Source organism: Streptomyces cyaneofuscatus, assembly GCF_042718795.1.
Taxonomy (GTDB): domain Bacteria; phylum Actinomycetota; class Actinomycetes; order Streptomycetales; family Streptomycetaceae; genus Streptomyces; species Streptomyces cyaneofuscatus_A.
In genome coordinates, this window is sequence record NZ_JBHXOX010000022.1 from 119522 (window position 1) to 132527 (window position 13006).

The 13006-nt window shown below is 72.3% G+C and carries 14 protein-coding genes; 6 read left to right on the forward strand and 8 right to left on the reverse strand.

What is annotated here, in order from left to right; translation table 11 throughout:
- Nucleotides 1-93 precede the first annotated feature (93 nt).
- Complete coding sequence (lnt, locus tag ACFWRT_RS24815; RefSeq protein ID WP_380952435.1) at nt 94-1761, forward strand: apolipoprotein N-acyltransferase; 1668 nt, start codon at nt 94-96, stop codon at nt 1759-1761.
- Here lnt and ACFWRT_RS24820 read toward each other — a convergent pair.
- Nucleotides 1682-2590, reverse strand: a complete 909-nt coding sequence (locus ACFWRT_RS24820; RefSeq protein ID WP_380952434.1) for a Gfo/Idh/MocA family protein — start codon at nt 2588-2590, stop codon at nt 1682-1684. The genes lnt and ACFWRT_RS24820 overlap by 80 nt on opposite strands.
- A 140-nt stretch (nt 2591-2730) precedes the next feature.
- On the opposite strand from ACFWRT_RS24820, the gene ACFWRT_RS24825 reads away from it, so the two are divergent.
- Nucleotides 2731-3243, forward strand: coding sequence for a DinB family protein (locus ACFWRT_RS24825; RefSeq protein WP_380952433.1), 513 nt, complete (start codon nt 2731-2733; stop codon nt 3241-3243).
- 157 nt (nt 3244-3400) lie between these two features.
- Entirely contained in the window at nt 3401-3877 is a 477-nt protein-coding gene (locus tag ACFWRT_RS24830) for a hypothetical protein (protein ID WP_380952432.1), read from the forward strand.
- 82 nt (nt 3878-3959) lie between these two features.
- Here the strand turns inward: ACFWRT_RS24830 and ACFWRT_RS24835 are convergent, their stop codons facing one another.
- The 7 genes from ACFWRT_RS24835 to ACFWRT_RS24865 all read right to left on the reverse strand — a co-directional run bounded on the left by ACFWRT_RS24835 (nt 3960) and on the right by ACFWRT_RS24865 (nt 10131).
- On the reverse strand, nt 3960-4463 hold the full coding sequence (locus tag ACFWRT_RS24835) for a plant Invertase/pectin methylesterase inhibitor family protein (RefSeq protein ID WP_380952431.1): 504 nt from the start codon (nt 4461-4463) through the stop codon (nt 3960-3962).
- Between the two features lie 110 nt (nt 4464-4573).
- Nucleotides 4574-5257: a uracil-DNA glycosylase gene (locus tag ACFWRT_RS24840; protein WP_380952430.1), complete on the reverse strand. Its 684-nt coding sequence runs from the start codon at nt 5255-5257 to the stop codon at nt 4574-4576.
- 143 nt (nt 5258-5400) lie between these two features.
- Nucleotides 5401-6981: an ABC transporter substrate-binding protein gene (locus ACFWRT_RS24845; protein WP_380952429.1), complete on the reverse strand. Its 1581-nt coding sequence runs from the start codon at nt 6979-6981 to the stop codon at nt 5401-5403.
- Between the two features lie 118 nt (nt 6982-7099).
- Nucleotides 7100-7855, reverse strand: a complete 756-nt coding sequence (locus ACFWRT_RS24850; protein ID WP_018516145.1) for an SDR family oxidoreductase — start codon at nt 7853-7855, stop codon at nt 7100-7102.
- 29 nt (nt 7856-7884) lie between these two features.
- Nucleotides 7885-8646, reverse strand: coding sequence for a 3-oxoacyl-ACP reductase FabG (fabG, locus tag ACFWRT_RS24855; protein WP_380952428.1), 762 nt, complete (start codon nt 8644-8646; stop codon nt 7885-7887).
- 226 nt (nt 8647-8872) lie between these two features.
- Complete coding sequence (locus ACFWRT_RS24860; protein ID WP_380952427.1) at nt 8873-9256, reverse strand: DUF3037 domain-containing protein; 384 nt, start codon at nt 9254-9256, stop codon at nt 8873-8875.
- Entirely contained in the window at nt 9253-10131 is an 879-nt protein-coding gene (locus ACFWRT_RS24865) for a HipA family kinase (RefSeq protein ID WP_380952426.1), read from the reverse strand. The genes ACFWRT_RS24860 and ACFWRT_RS24865 overlap by 4 nt, the downstream gene beginning before the upstream one ends.
- A 236-nt stretch (nt 10132-10367) precedes the next feature.
- On the opposite strand from ACFWRT_RS24865, the gene ACFWRT_RS24870 reads away from it, so the two are divergent.
- The 3 genes from ACFWRT_RS24870 to ACFWRT_RS24880 all read left to right on the forward strand — a co-directional run bounded on the left by ACFWRT_RS24870 (nt 10368) and on the right by ACFWRT_RS24880 (nt 12960).
- Nucleotides 10368-11147, forward strand: coding sequence for a S1 family peptidase (locus tag ACFWRT_RS24870; protein WP_380952425.1), 780 nt, complete (start codon nt 10368-10370; stop codon nt 11145-11147).
- A gap of 249 nt (nt 11148-11396) precedes the next feature.
- Nucleotides 11397-12308 (forward strand): LysR family transcriptional regulator, encoded by a 912-nt coding sequence (locus ACFWRT_RS24875; RefSeq protein WP_380952424.1) that lies wholly within the window; start codon nt 11397-11399, stop codon nt 12306-12308.
- Between the two features lie 70 nt (nt 12309-12378).
- Entirely contained in the window at nt 12379-12960 is a 582-nt protein-coding gene (locus tag ACFWRT_RS24880) for a snapalysin family zinc-dependent metalloprotease (protein WP_380952423.1), read from the forward strand.
- The last annotated feature ends 46 nt before the right edge of the window (nt 12961-13006 follow it).

Below are 13006 nucleotides of genomic sequence, written 5' to 3' on the forward strand. Positions count from 1 at the left end.
TCCCCCGGGGATCACCTCCCCCACACTGGGTACACAGAGCTGACCTGGCAGATCACGCGGCTGCTCACCCACGTGGGACGAGGAGGGCACGGCATGCGGATGCGGGGCGGAAGAGTTCCGGCGTCCGAGGGACAGCCGCCGTCCGGCGGACAGCCCCCGGCCGGAGAGGAGCCCGCCAGCCGGTCGCTTCCGGCGTCCGGCTGGGTCCGGGGGGCCGTGGCGCTGCTCGCCGGGGCGCTGCCCGCGCTCGCGTTCCCCGCGCCGTCGCTCTGGTGGCTGGCCTATGTCGCCCTCGTCCCCTGGCTGCTGCTGATCCGGTCGGCGGGGACGACGCGCCGGGCGGCGCTGGACGGCTGGATCGGCGGCACCGGCTTCGTCATCGCCGTCCACCACTGGCTAATGCCGAGCCTGCACGTCTTCATCGTGCTGCTGGCCGCGCTGCTGGGCCTGCTGTGGGCCCCCTGGGGCGTGCTGGTCCGGCGGCTGCTCGGCGGCGCGCCCTCCGCGCTGCGGGCCGCGGCCGCGGTGGTGGCCGTGCCCTCGGGGTGGCTGGTGATCGAGCTGGTCCGCTCCTGGGAGGGGCTCGGCGGGCCCTGGGGGCTGCTCGGGGCGAGCCAGTGGGAGGTGGGGCCCGCGCTGCGGGTGGCGTCGGTGGGCGGGGTGTGGCTGGTGAGCCTGCTGGTGGTGGCGGTCAACACCGCGTTCGCCCTGCTGACGGTTGCGCGTACCGGGACCCGGACGACGGGTGGCGTACTGCTGGTCGGGTGCGCCGTGGCCGTGACCGGGGCGTGGGCCTGGGCTCCGCAGCCCGCCGCCACGGGAACGGCCCGGATCGCCGTGGTCCAGCCCGGAGTCGTCTCCGGACCCGGGAGCGTCGAGCGGCGCCTCGCCCGGGGCGAGGAGCTGACCCGTACGGTGGCGGGCCGGGATGTCGACCTCGTGGTCTGGGGCGAGAGCAGCATCGGGGCGGGCGCCTGGCGGGACCCGGAGACGGCGCGGCGGCTCGCGGCGCTCTCCCGGGAGACCGGGGCCGACCTGCTGGTCAATGTGGACGCCCGGCAGACGAACGGTTCGGGCCGGAGCGGGATCTACAAGTCGGCAGTGCTGGTGGGACCTGACGGGCCGACCGGGGACCGGTACGACAAGATGCGCCTGGTGCCGTTCGGTGAGTACGTCCCGGCGCGCTCCCTGCTCGGCTGGGCGACCTCGGTGGGCAAGGCGGCGGGCGAGGACCGGCTGCGCGGCGACCGGCAGGTGGTGATGACGCTGCCCGACGGCGACGAGCGGCTGAGGATCGGGCCGCTGGTCTGCTTCGAGTCGGCGTTCCCCGACATGAGCCGGCGGCTGACCCGGGACGGCGCGCAGGTGCTCGTCGCGCAGTCCGCCACCTCCACCTTCCAGGAGAGCTGGGCCCCGGCCCAGCACGCGTCCCTGGGGGCGCTGCGGGCCGCCGAGAACGGCCGCCCCATGGTGCACGCGACGCTCACCGGGATGAGCGCCGTGTACGGGCCGCGCGGCGAGCGGATCGGTGAGCCGGTCGGTACGCAGGAGAGCGCGGCCGCCGTGTACGGCGTACCGCTGACGCGCGGCACCACCCTCTACGTCCGATTCGGCGACTGGGCGGTGTACGGGGCCCTGGCGGCGCTGGCCGCCCTGTGCGCCGCCGAGGCGCTGCGGGCCCTCAGGAGGAGGCCTGCTCCAGGGACTCCCGGACGATCCGCTCGCACAGCTCATGGGTCGCCAGAGCGTCCTGAGCACTGAGCACCTGGCCCGCCCGGACCGCGTCCAGGAACGTGTGGACGCACGCCTCGATGCCGCGCTGGCGGGCCACCGGCACCCAGTCGCCGCGCCGGCGGACGCTGGGCTGGCCCTTGTGGTCGACGATGTCGGCGAGGTTGAGGACCTGGCGCTTGGTGTCCCGGCCGGAGACCTCCAGGATCTCCTCGGTCGAGCCGCCCCGCCGGTTCATCATCCCGATCGCGGTGAACCCGTCACCGGAGAGCTGGAGCACCACGTGGTGCATCAGACCGTCCACGATCCTGGCCCGCACGGTGGTGTGGTCGACGGGCCCCGGGGCCAGGAAGCGCAGGGTGTCGACGACGTGGATGAAGTCGTCGAGCACCAGGGCGCGGGGGTCCTCGGGCAGCCCGACGCGGTTCTTCTGCATCAGGATCAGCTCGCGCGGGTGCTCGGCGCACTGGGCGTAACCCGGCGCGAAGCGGCGGTTGAAGCCGACGGCCAGGCTGACGCCCCGCTCTTCGGCCAGGTTCACCAGCCGCTCGGACTCCGCGTACTCGTACGCGATCGGCTTGTCGACATAGGTGGCGACCCCGGCGTCGAGAAGCCGCTCCACGATCTCCGGGTGGACAGCCGTCGGGGCGTGCACGAAGGCCGCGTCGAGCCCTTGGGCGAGCAGCGAGTCCAGGGTGGTGTGCCGGGCGGCGGCCGGGATGCGGTGCGTGTCGCCCACCGCGTCGAGCGTGGCGGGCGTACGGGTCTGGAGGTGCAGCTCGACCCCCGGTACGGCGCTCAGCACCGGCAGGTACGCCTTCTGCGCGATGTCGCCGAGCCCGATGCAACCGACCTTCACAGGGGTCTCCCTCTCGCCGTGCGGAAGTTGTGTCCGTTCCGTCGCCCGGCAGCATACGGGGCCGTCGCCACGCCGCTTCCGGCGGCCGCCCGGGGAAGAAATGCCTGGCCAGGATCGTGATCATGGCTCAGGATGGCCGGATGACTTCCGCAGAACGCTCCGAACCCGCCCTCGACGCAGCCGAACGCCCCATGCTGGAGGGCTGGCTGGACTACCACCGCGAGACGCTCGCCATGAAGTGCGCGGGCCTCACGGACGCGCAGCTTCGCGAGGCATCCGTGCCGCCCTCCGCGTTCACCCTGCTCGGCCTCGTCCAGCACCTGGCGGAGGTGGAGCGCTTCTGGTTCCGCGAGATCCTGGCGGGCGAGGAGCTACCGGACCTCTACTCCACCGAGGAGGACCCGGACGGGGACTTCAAGGTGACGGAGTCCACCACCTGGGCCGGGACGGAGGCCGTGTGGCGGGCGGAGATAGCGGCGGCCCGCAAGAGCGCCGCCGGGTACGGCCTGGACGAGTTCTCGCAGGGCGTCGGCTCGGCGGGCAAGCCGTTCAGCCTGCGCTGGATCTACACGCACATGATCGAGGAGTACGCCCGGCACAACGGCCACGCCGACCTGGTGCGGGAGCGCGTCGACGGCGCGACGGGCGACTGACCGGTCCGGCTGTCCGCGCGCCCGCTGACGAAGGGTCGGGGCGCCGGCGTGTGGCCCAGGTCCCGGGACGTGGCGCCGGGCTGACCGGGTCACTCGTGCGGGCCATTCCTCGCCCACGGGCTGCCCGCGCGGCCGCCGACGCCGCAGAGTTACCCGCGTGCAGCGAACCAGATTCACCACGAAACTCCTGGTCGGGGTGGCCGTCACCGCCGTCTCCGGTTGTGTGTCGGTCGGTCCGCAGGAGGCGGGCCCGCGGCAGCCTTCCACGACGGAGAGCGGCAGACCGGCCCAGGACATGTTCCCGCAGGTGGTGCAGCCGCCCGGGCGGGAGGCGCTGGAGGCCATCGTGGAGCCGAGCCCGTCGCCGGGCAGGCCCGCCTCCCCCGCGCCTGCCTCCCCTGCGGAAGCCCGGCACCCCGGACCCCCGCCGGCGCCCCGGCCGCAGGAGGCCGCGCCTCCGCCCCGTCGGACACCGCCCCGGCAGGTCCCGGTCATCCCTCCCGGCGTGCTGCCCGCCCTGCCGCAGGCCCGGGGCGGCGGCCTGCATGACGTGTGCGCGCTCGGCCGGGGGTACGGCCGCTGGCCCGTGGGCAGCAGGGAGGCCCGGATCTGCGAGGAGACGTACGGGCGGTAAGGCCCGCCGGGGACCGGGTCGGCCGGGCTTCCAGGCCGCCCCGGGCCCCCGACCGCCCCGGCGCCCGCATCGCCCCCCGGGCTCACATCCCCCGCATCCGCAGCTCCAGCCGCTCGATGGCGGCCCGCACTCCCCCGTCGTAACCGCTGTACGGGCCGTGCGCCCCGCTCCCGCCGTCCTCCAGCGCGTCCGCCGCGTCGCGGGCCTGGCGCAGGTGGATGCGGGCCGCGTCGGGGCGCTGGAGCTTGAGGTAGTCCGCCGCCAGGTTGAGGTGGAGCGAGGGGTACAGCGCCTGGACCGCCGAGGAGCCCCGGTGCCCGGCCGGCCGCTCGCCGCCCAGAAGCCCCTCGGCGGCCGTCAGCGCCCGCAGGTCCCAGGCGAGCTCGTCCCCGGGGTCGTCCTGGGTGTCGGCCATGTAGTGCGCGAGGGTGCAGCGGTGCAGGCCGTCACCGTCGGCGCCGAGCTCCGACCAGAGGAGGCCGAAGCGGTTGCGGGCCTCCTCCCGGTCACCGCCGTGGAGCAGCATGACCGCCTGGCCGATCCTGGTCCTGACGGCGTCCTCGGACGCCTCCTGCTGCTCCACCACTGCGGTCTCCTTAGGCCCGTCCCGGCCGGTCGCGGTCCCGGTCCTTCCCGACGCTAGCGCCGGGCCGGGGCAATACGGCTGAGACACGGGCTCCACGACCCGGTCGGGCCTCAGCCGAGATTCGGGATGCGCCAGTCGATCGGCTGGTGGCCCTGGGCCGCGACGGCCTCGTTGATCCGGGTGAAGGGCCGGGAGCCGAAGAACTTCTTCGCGGAGAGCGGCGAGGGGTGGGCGCCCTTCACCACGACGTGGCGCTCCTCGTCGATCAGCGGGAGCTTCTTCTGGGCGTAGTTCCCCCAGAGGACGAAGACGGCCGGATCGGGCCGCTCGGCGACGGCGCGGATCACCGCGTCGGTGATCTTCTCCCAGCCCTTGCCCTTGTGCGAGTTGGCCTCCCCGGCGCGCACGGTGAGCACCGCGTTCAGAAGGAGCACGCCCTGTTCGGCCCACGGCATCAGATAGCCGTTGTCCGGGACGGGCAGGCCCAGCTCTTCCTGCATCTCCTTGTAGATGTTGCGCAGGGAGGGCGGCGTCTTCACGCCGGGCCGCACGGAGAAGCAGAGCCCGTGCCCCTGGCCCTCGCCGTGATACGGGTCCTGGCCGAGGACGAGGACCTTGACCTTCTCGTACGGCGTGGCGTCCAGGGCGGCGAAGACCTGCTCGCGCGGCGGATACACGGGCCCCTTGGCCCGCTCCTCCTCGACGAAGTCCGCCAGCTCCTTGACGTACGGCTTCTGCAGTTCTTCGCCGAGGACGCCGCGCCAGGACTCGGGCAGCAGGTCGATATCGGTCACGTCCACAACCTCCGGTGAGCAACAGGTTCTTGATCCCAGAACCTACCGCCCGCCACTGACAACGGGCCCGGGGAGACCTGCTCCCCGGGCCCGCACACCTGCTGCCTACTACCTGCTGCGTACTACCTGCTACCTGCTACCTGCTACCAACTGGCCTTGCGGTACAGCTCCCACATCTGCATGACCGTCTGCGGGTCCAGTGCGCGCTCGCCGCCGCCGATGTCCTCGCCGGAGGCCACGTACAGCTTGCCCTGCCACAGCGGCAGCAGCCGGACGTCGTCGACGAGGATCTGCTGGGCCCGCTCGAACTGCTTGCTGACCGCGCCCCGGTCGCTCTCCTGGCGCGTGGCCGGGATGAGCTGCTGGGTGATCTCCTTGTTGCGGTACGGGGTTCCGGTGACGCTCTCCTCGCCGACGAACGGGGCGATGAAGTTGTCCGGGTCCGGGAAGTCCGGGAACCAGCCACGGCCGAAGACCGGGTACTCGCCCTGGGTGAAGCCCTCCTGGAAGGTCTTCCAGGGGGCGCTCTCCAGCGTGATGTCGAAGAGGCCCGACTTCTCGAGCTGCCGCTCCAGCTCCTCGAACTCGGGCTGCGTGGAGGAGCCGTACCGGTCGGTGGTGTACCAGAAGGTCATCTTCACCGGCGCGGTGATCCCGGCCTCGGTGAGGAGCTCCTTGGCCTTCTTGACGTTGGGGTCGCCGAAGGTGTCGAAGAAGCTGGTGGTGTGCCCGGAGATGCCCTTGGGGATCATCGAGTAGAGGGGTTCGGCGGTGCCCCGGTAGACCTTGGCGACCAGGGCGTCCCGGTCCACGATGTGGGCGATGGCCTTGCGGACGGCGGGCTTGGCGGAGGCCGGGTCCTTCGGGTTGAAGACCAGGAAGCGGATGTCCGCACCCGTGGTCTCGATGATCTGGAGGCCGTCGTTGCCCTCCTTCTTGTCCTCCAGGCCCACGACCTCCTCGGCGCTCAGACCGCGGTAGGTGGCGTCGATCTCGTCGGCCTTGAGGGCGTCCACCATCTCTTTGGACTTCTCGAAGTACCGGATGGTGACCGCGTTGTTCTTCCGGTTGGCGAAGCCCTTGTAGTCGGGGTTCTTCGTCAGCTCGGCGGAGACACCGGCCTCGTAGGAGTCCAGGAGGTAGGGGCCGGAGCCGGTGATCTTGCCGTCGTCGCGGATCTTGTCCTTGGGGTAGTCGCCGGGGGCGACGAGCGACATGGCGGGCGTGGCCAGGATGAACGGGAAGGTGGCGTCGGACTTGTTCAGGTGGAAGATGACGGTGTCGTCACCCTTGGTCTCGATCCGGTCGAGCGAGCCGAGCATGCCGGCCGGGCCGCCCTTGAAGTGGATGTCCACGACCCGGTCGATGGAGTGCTTCACCGCCTCGGCGTCGAGCTTCTCGCCGTTGGAGAACTTGAGGTTCTTCTTGAGCGTGCACCGGTAGGCCATGCTCGTGGCGTCGGTGAACGTGCAGGTGTCGGCCGCGTCCGGTTCGGGGCTCGTGCTGCCGGTGGGGAAGCTCACCAGGGTCTGGTAGATGTTCCGCATCAGCTCCCAGGAGCCGTCCCAGGCCGCCGCGGGGTCCAGCGTGGACGGGGAGCTCGTCGTCCCGACGGTTATCTTCTGGTTCTCTTCCGATCCGCTGTCGGAGAGAAGACCGCAGCCGGCCAGCAGAGAAAGGGATGCTAGGGCTGCAGCGGCCTGCAGACTGGCCCGGTAGAACACGTGCACGCTCCTCGATCAGCCATGGGTCGGCAGACCATACCGCAGCGCCCCGCCGGAACAATCCGTCGGTCCAGCGGGGCACTTGAGTCAATCGGGGCCAAACCGGTTCAGGCTGCTCTCAGCCCACGCCGGCGTTGAGGAAAATTCCTCCGTCGACCACCAGGGTCTGCCCGGTGATCCAGTCCGACTGTGCCGAGGTCAGGAACGCCGCGGCGCCCCCGATGTCCTCGGGCACCCCGAGCCTGCCGAGCGGATAGGCGGCGGCCGCCTCCGCTTCCCGGCCCTCGTAGAGCGCCTCGGCGAACTTCGTCTTGATCACGGCGGGGGCGATCGCGTTGACCCGGACGACCGGCGCGAACTCGTGCGCCAACTGGGCGGTCAGGTTGATCATGGCCGCCTTGGACATCCCGTACGCGCCGATGAACGGCGAGGGGGCTACGCCCGCGACGGAGGCGATGTTGACAATCGCGCCGCCGTTCTCCTTCTGCCAGGCCTTCCAGGTCTGCTGGGCGAAGCCGAGCGCCGAGATCACGTTGGTCTCGTAGACCTTGCGGGCCACATTCAGGTCGAGCTCGGCCATGGGGCCGAAGACCGGGTTGGTCCCCGCGTTGTTCACCAGGTAGTCGACCCGGCCGAACGCCTCCATGGTCCGCTCGACCGCCGCCGCCTGGTGGGACTCGTCGTGGGCCTTGCCGGGGATGGCGATGACCCGGTCGGCGCCGAGCCGCTCCACGGCCTCCTTGAGGGCGTCCTCGCCCCGTCCGGTGATGGCCACCCGGTCGCCGCGCGCGACGAGCGCCTCGGCGATCCCGTAGCCGATGCCCCGGCTCGCGCCCGTGATGAGGGCGACTTTTCCACTGTCCTGCACTGTCATGTCGTTCGCTGCCCTTCGGGTCGGTCGGGTCAGTTGAGGGGTCCGCCGGCCACGTAGATGACCTGGCCGGAGACGAAGCCGGCGTCGTCACCGGCGAAGAAGGCGATGGCGTTCGCGACGTCCTCGGGACGGCCGACGCGCTGGACCGGGATCTGGGTGGCGGCGGCCGCCTGGAACTCCTCGAAGCCCATGCCGACCCGGGCGGCGGTCTGCGCGGTCATCTCGGTGACGATGAAGCCGGGGGCGACGGCGTTGGCGGTGACGCCGAACTTGCCGAGTTCCTTGGCGAGGGTCTTGGTGAGGCCCTGGAGCCCCGCCTTGACGGCGGAGTAGTTGGCCTGGCCTCGGTTGCCGAGGGCCGAGGAGGAGGACAGCGAGACGATGCGGCCGAACTTGGCCTCCACCATGTGCGCCTGGACGGCCTTCGCCATCAGGAACGCGCCCTTGAGGTGGACGTTCATGACGATGTCCCAGTCGGACTCGCTCATCTTGAACAGCAGGTTGTCGCGGAGCACACCCGCGTTGTTCACGAGGATCGTCGGGGCACCCAGCTCGGCGGCGACCCGCGCGACGGCGGCCTCCACCTGGGCGCTGTCCGACACGTCGCAGCCGACGGCGAGGGCACGGCCCCCGGCGGCGGTGATCTTCTCGACGGTGTCCTTGCAGGCCGACTCGTCGAGGTCGAGTACGGCGACGGCGCGGCCCTCGGCCGCCAGGCGTACGGCGGTGGCGGCGCCGATGCCCCGCGCCGCTCCCGTCACGATGGCGACGCGCTGCTCGGTGGTGGACATGCTTGGTTCTCCTCGCCCTTGGATAGCGGCTCAGCGGACGTCGTGGCCGTTCCCTGACAGAGAGGCCCGATGACTGAGCAACCGCTTAGTACCTTCAGCAGACGAGACGCTAGAAGCCCTGGCACCCGGTGTCAACGGCGCGCGGCCCGGGGGGCCGCACGTCACACCGGGCGGCGGCCCCCTCGTGCCGGATTCGGCGCACCGGTCGGCGCCGCGCCCGGGACGCTCAGCGCACCAGCAGGTCGAGCAGCCGCTCCACCTCACCGGCCGGGTCGGTGGTGAGCCCGGTGTGCACGGCGCCGGGCTGGACGACCGTGGAGCGCGGGGCGATCAGCCAGCGGAAGCGCCGTCCGGGGTCGTCACCGGCCGCCTGTCCGGCCCCCGCACCGCCGCCGCAGACCCCTTCGACCGCACGGAGGGCGGCCCGTACGCCCACCACGTCGGCGTCCGGGTCCAGCGCCCTGAGCTTGGCCTCGTCCAGGTGCGTGCGGGCGGCGACGAACGAATGGGCCCGGCAGTAGACGAGGACCCCGGCGTTGAAGCACTCCCCGCGCTCGACCCGGGGGACGACCCGCAGGAGGGCGTACTCGAAGACATCGCGGCGCGTCATCGGCCACCCTCCCGGCCGGTACGGGCGGCTGCCGTGGCTCCGTCGCCGGCGGACGGCCGGTGCCGTGGTGGCAGGCGCTCGGTGAGCCAGCCGGGGGCTTGGGAGGGCCGGTTCGCGGCCGGAGCGTCCAGGGTGATCCGCTCATGGATGGTGGCGGCTCGCGCCAGCAGCGGCGCCACATAGGCCCGGCACAGCTCGTCGGTGGAGGAGAACCCGGGCTCGTCCACCAGCCAGGCGTCCGGCACGTCGGCGGCCACCTCGGTGAGCAGCTCCTCGGTGACCAGCGGGGCGAGCTCGGCGGCCGCGGCGGCGATGTCCGGGGCGAAGGGGGCCAGCACATGGTCGGAGGCGTTGTACGGCTTCGCGGCCGAGGCCTCGGCGCCCGGCCAGTTGTGGTGCCAGATCATGGTGGCGCCGTGGTCGATGAGCCAGAGGTCGCCGTGCCAGACCAGCAGGTTGGGGTTGCGCCAGGAGCGGTCGACGTTGTTGATCAGCGCGTCGAACCAGACGACCCGCCCCGCCTCGGCCGCGCCGACCTCGTAGGCGAGCGGGTCGAAGCCGAGCGAGCCCGGCAGGTAGTCCATGCCGAGGTTCAGCCCGCCGCTCGCCTTGAGCAGCTCCTGCACCTCCTGGTCGGGCTCGGCGAGACCGATGACCGGGTCGAGCTCGATGGTCACCAGCTCCGGCACCCGCAGCCCCAGCCGCCGCCCGAGCTCCCCGCAGACGACCTCCGCGACGAGTGTCTTGCGGCCCTGGCCGGCGCCGGTGAACTTCATGACGTACGTGCCCAGGTCGTCGGCCTCGACGATCCCCGGGAGCGAGCCACCCTCACGCAGGGGCGTGACGTAGCGGGTCGCGGTGACTTCGGTGAGCATGCGGCCAGGCTATCGGCCGCCCCCTCCGCACCGCCCGTCGATATCACCGCGCCCGGCCGGAACTACCCCCCGGTACTCCCGGATGTTATGGGGCGCTGACATTGGCGGACCGCTACGGGCCCCTCCCATACTCCTGTGGACGGCAGGTTGACGGGCCACGAACAAAGCGCGATCACCGGTGGATCAGCGGCCCGCCGGCTCCGGACCTCCCACACCTCTTACGCGAAGGACCTCCCATGCCCCTTTCCCGGCCCCTGCTCGCCGCGGGGATCGCCCTCGGCCTGGCCATCGCCGCACCGGCCTTCACCGGCACCGCCACCGCCGCCCCGAACCCCATCGTCGGCGGCGAACAGGCCACCTCCACCTACTCGTTCATGGGATCCATCCAGGTCAACGGCGGCCACTACTGCGGCGCCTCGCTCATCTCACCGGGATGGATGGTCACGGCCCTGCACTGTACGTACGGCAACGGCGCCCTCCCCGCCTCGGCGCTGCGCGTCCGGATCGGCTCCAACGACCGCCTCAGCGGCGGCACCCTGGCCGGTGTCTCGCAGATCGTCCGGCCGTCCAGCAGCCAGAGCATGCCCGGCCAGGACATAGCCCTGCTCCGCCTCAGCAGCCAGGTCGCCAACACGCCCGTGCCGATCACCGCCTCCACCCCGCCCGACAACTCCGCCACCCGGCTGCTCGGTTGGGGCCAGACCTGCCCGCAGCGCGGCTGCTCCAGCTCCGCGCCCCGCTACCTCAAGCAGTTGGACACCAAGGTGCTGCCCGACAGCTCCTGCACCGGCATGGTGAACAGCCGCGAGCTGTGCATCGCGGGAACCACCTCCAACACCGCCTGCTACGGCGACTCCGGCGGACCGGCCCTGGTCACCCGGAACGGCCGCCTCGAACTGGCCGGCGCCACCAGCCGCAGCGGCTCCAACAGCAGCACCTGCGGCGTCGGCGGCGCCGTCTACACGGACCTGGCCGCCTGGCGGTCCTGGATCCAGCAGTACACCGGGGCGCTCTGAGCCACGACCGTCCGGCGACCCGGGCCGCCGAGGTCCGGGCCACCGGAGTCCGGGCCCCAGGGTCCGGGCCGGACGGGTCAGGGCCGGGCCACCGGGGTCCGGGCCGCCAGGGTCCGGGCCGGGCGGCCCCGCGCACACCGCCTCGGCCCGGCCCCGGCCCGTCCGGCCGACCGCGTCCACCCCGCCGCCCTCGACCCCACGTCGCACTCATGGACATGACATACACGGGTGAACTAGCCTCAATCAGCCATGGACCTGGAACTGCGGCACCTCCGCATTCTGCTGGCGATCGCCGAAGCGGGCAGCCTGACCAGGGCGGCCGCCGCCCTGATGCTCTCCCAGCCGGCCATGACCACCCAACTACGGCGGATCGAGGCCTCGTTCGGCCAGCCACTCTTCGAGCGCTCGGCCCGCGGAGTGGTGCCCACCCGGGCCGGCGAGCTGGTCATCTCGCACGCCCGCTCCGCGGTGACCAGCGCCGACCGGATCCGGAGCTACCGACTCCGGTCGGCCGACGGCCCGGAGCCGGTGACGGTCGGCGGCAGCTCCGGCCCGATGCTGAGCCACCTGACGCTCCACCTGCCCGCGGCGCTGAGCAACCCCGTGAGCTTCGTCCAGTTCGCCAGTACGGGGGAGGCCATGGACCAGGTCGGGAACCGGTCCATCGACGCGGCGTGCCTGGTCGACCTGGACGGCTTCGGTACGACACCGGCCGACGGGGTCGCGGTCGACGTCATCGGACTCGAACCCGTCGTCGTCATCCTCCCGGCCGGGCACCCCCTCGCCGGAGAGGGCCGGATCGACCTCGCCGGCCTCGCCGACGAGACCTGGCTCCTGCCGCCGGACGACCCGGGCTGCGACGACTACGGGGCGCTGGTCGACGCCTGCGCCGCGGCCGGATTCGTACCGCGGCTGTCACCGCACCGGATCGGGGACCTGAGCATTCTGTGCGACCTGGTCGCGCAGGGCGTCGGCCTCACCCTGGCGCAGGGGTCGGCCCGGGCGCGCGAGGGCGTGGCCATGCGAAGACTCACGGGCGACCCCCTGCTCGGGAGACATCTGCTGGCCCTGCACCGCGAATCCCCCCTCTTCAGCGCGCGCCCCCTGCTGCTCGGCCTCGTCCGGGACGCCTTCGAGGCCCGCTGCGTCACGTCGGGCTGACCCGCCCGCGACGCCATGGCCGTATCCATCCCTCCCCCTGCAAGGCCCAGCCCAGCGAAAGGACCAACTCATGCCCCAGTCCAAGTGGTTCGCCGTAGCCGGCACCGCCGCGGCCATCACCATGATCATGGCGCCGGCGACACACGCCGCGTCCGTGTCCTCACCGGCCACGCCTGCCCGCGTCGCCGCGGTGACCACGCTCTACTACGACGACACCCGGGCCACCGGCTGGCAGGCGGCCGTCACCGCCGGAGTCGCCGCATGGAACGCGAACGTCGGCAACGTGAAGCTGGCGAAGGCGCGGCCCGGCACCCGCGCCGAGATCCTGATCGTCGCCACCGACGGCTGGCCGCAGGCCACCCTGGGCCCGGTCCGTCCCGGCGGCCAGGCCCGGGTGGAGCTCGGCGGTCTGGCCGTCACGGAAGGACACGACAAGACCCGCATCGCCGCCCACGAGATCGGCCACAACCTGGGCCTGCCGGACACCAAGCCCGGCCCCTGCTCCCAGCTGATGTCGGGCTCCAGCGCGGGCACCAGCTGCAAGAACTCCGTCCCCAACACGACCGAGCGGTCGCGGGTCGAGTCCGCGTACGCCGGCCGTGCCGCCACCCGCACACCGGCCGACGGCCGCGTGCTGGTCGACGCGCACTGACCGGGCGGCAGGGGCGGGCGCCCCGCCCCTCCCGCGCCCGGCCGCA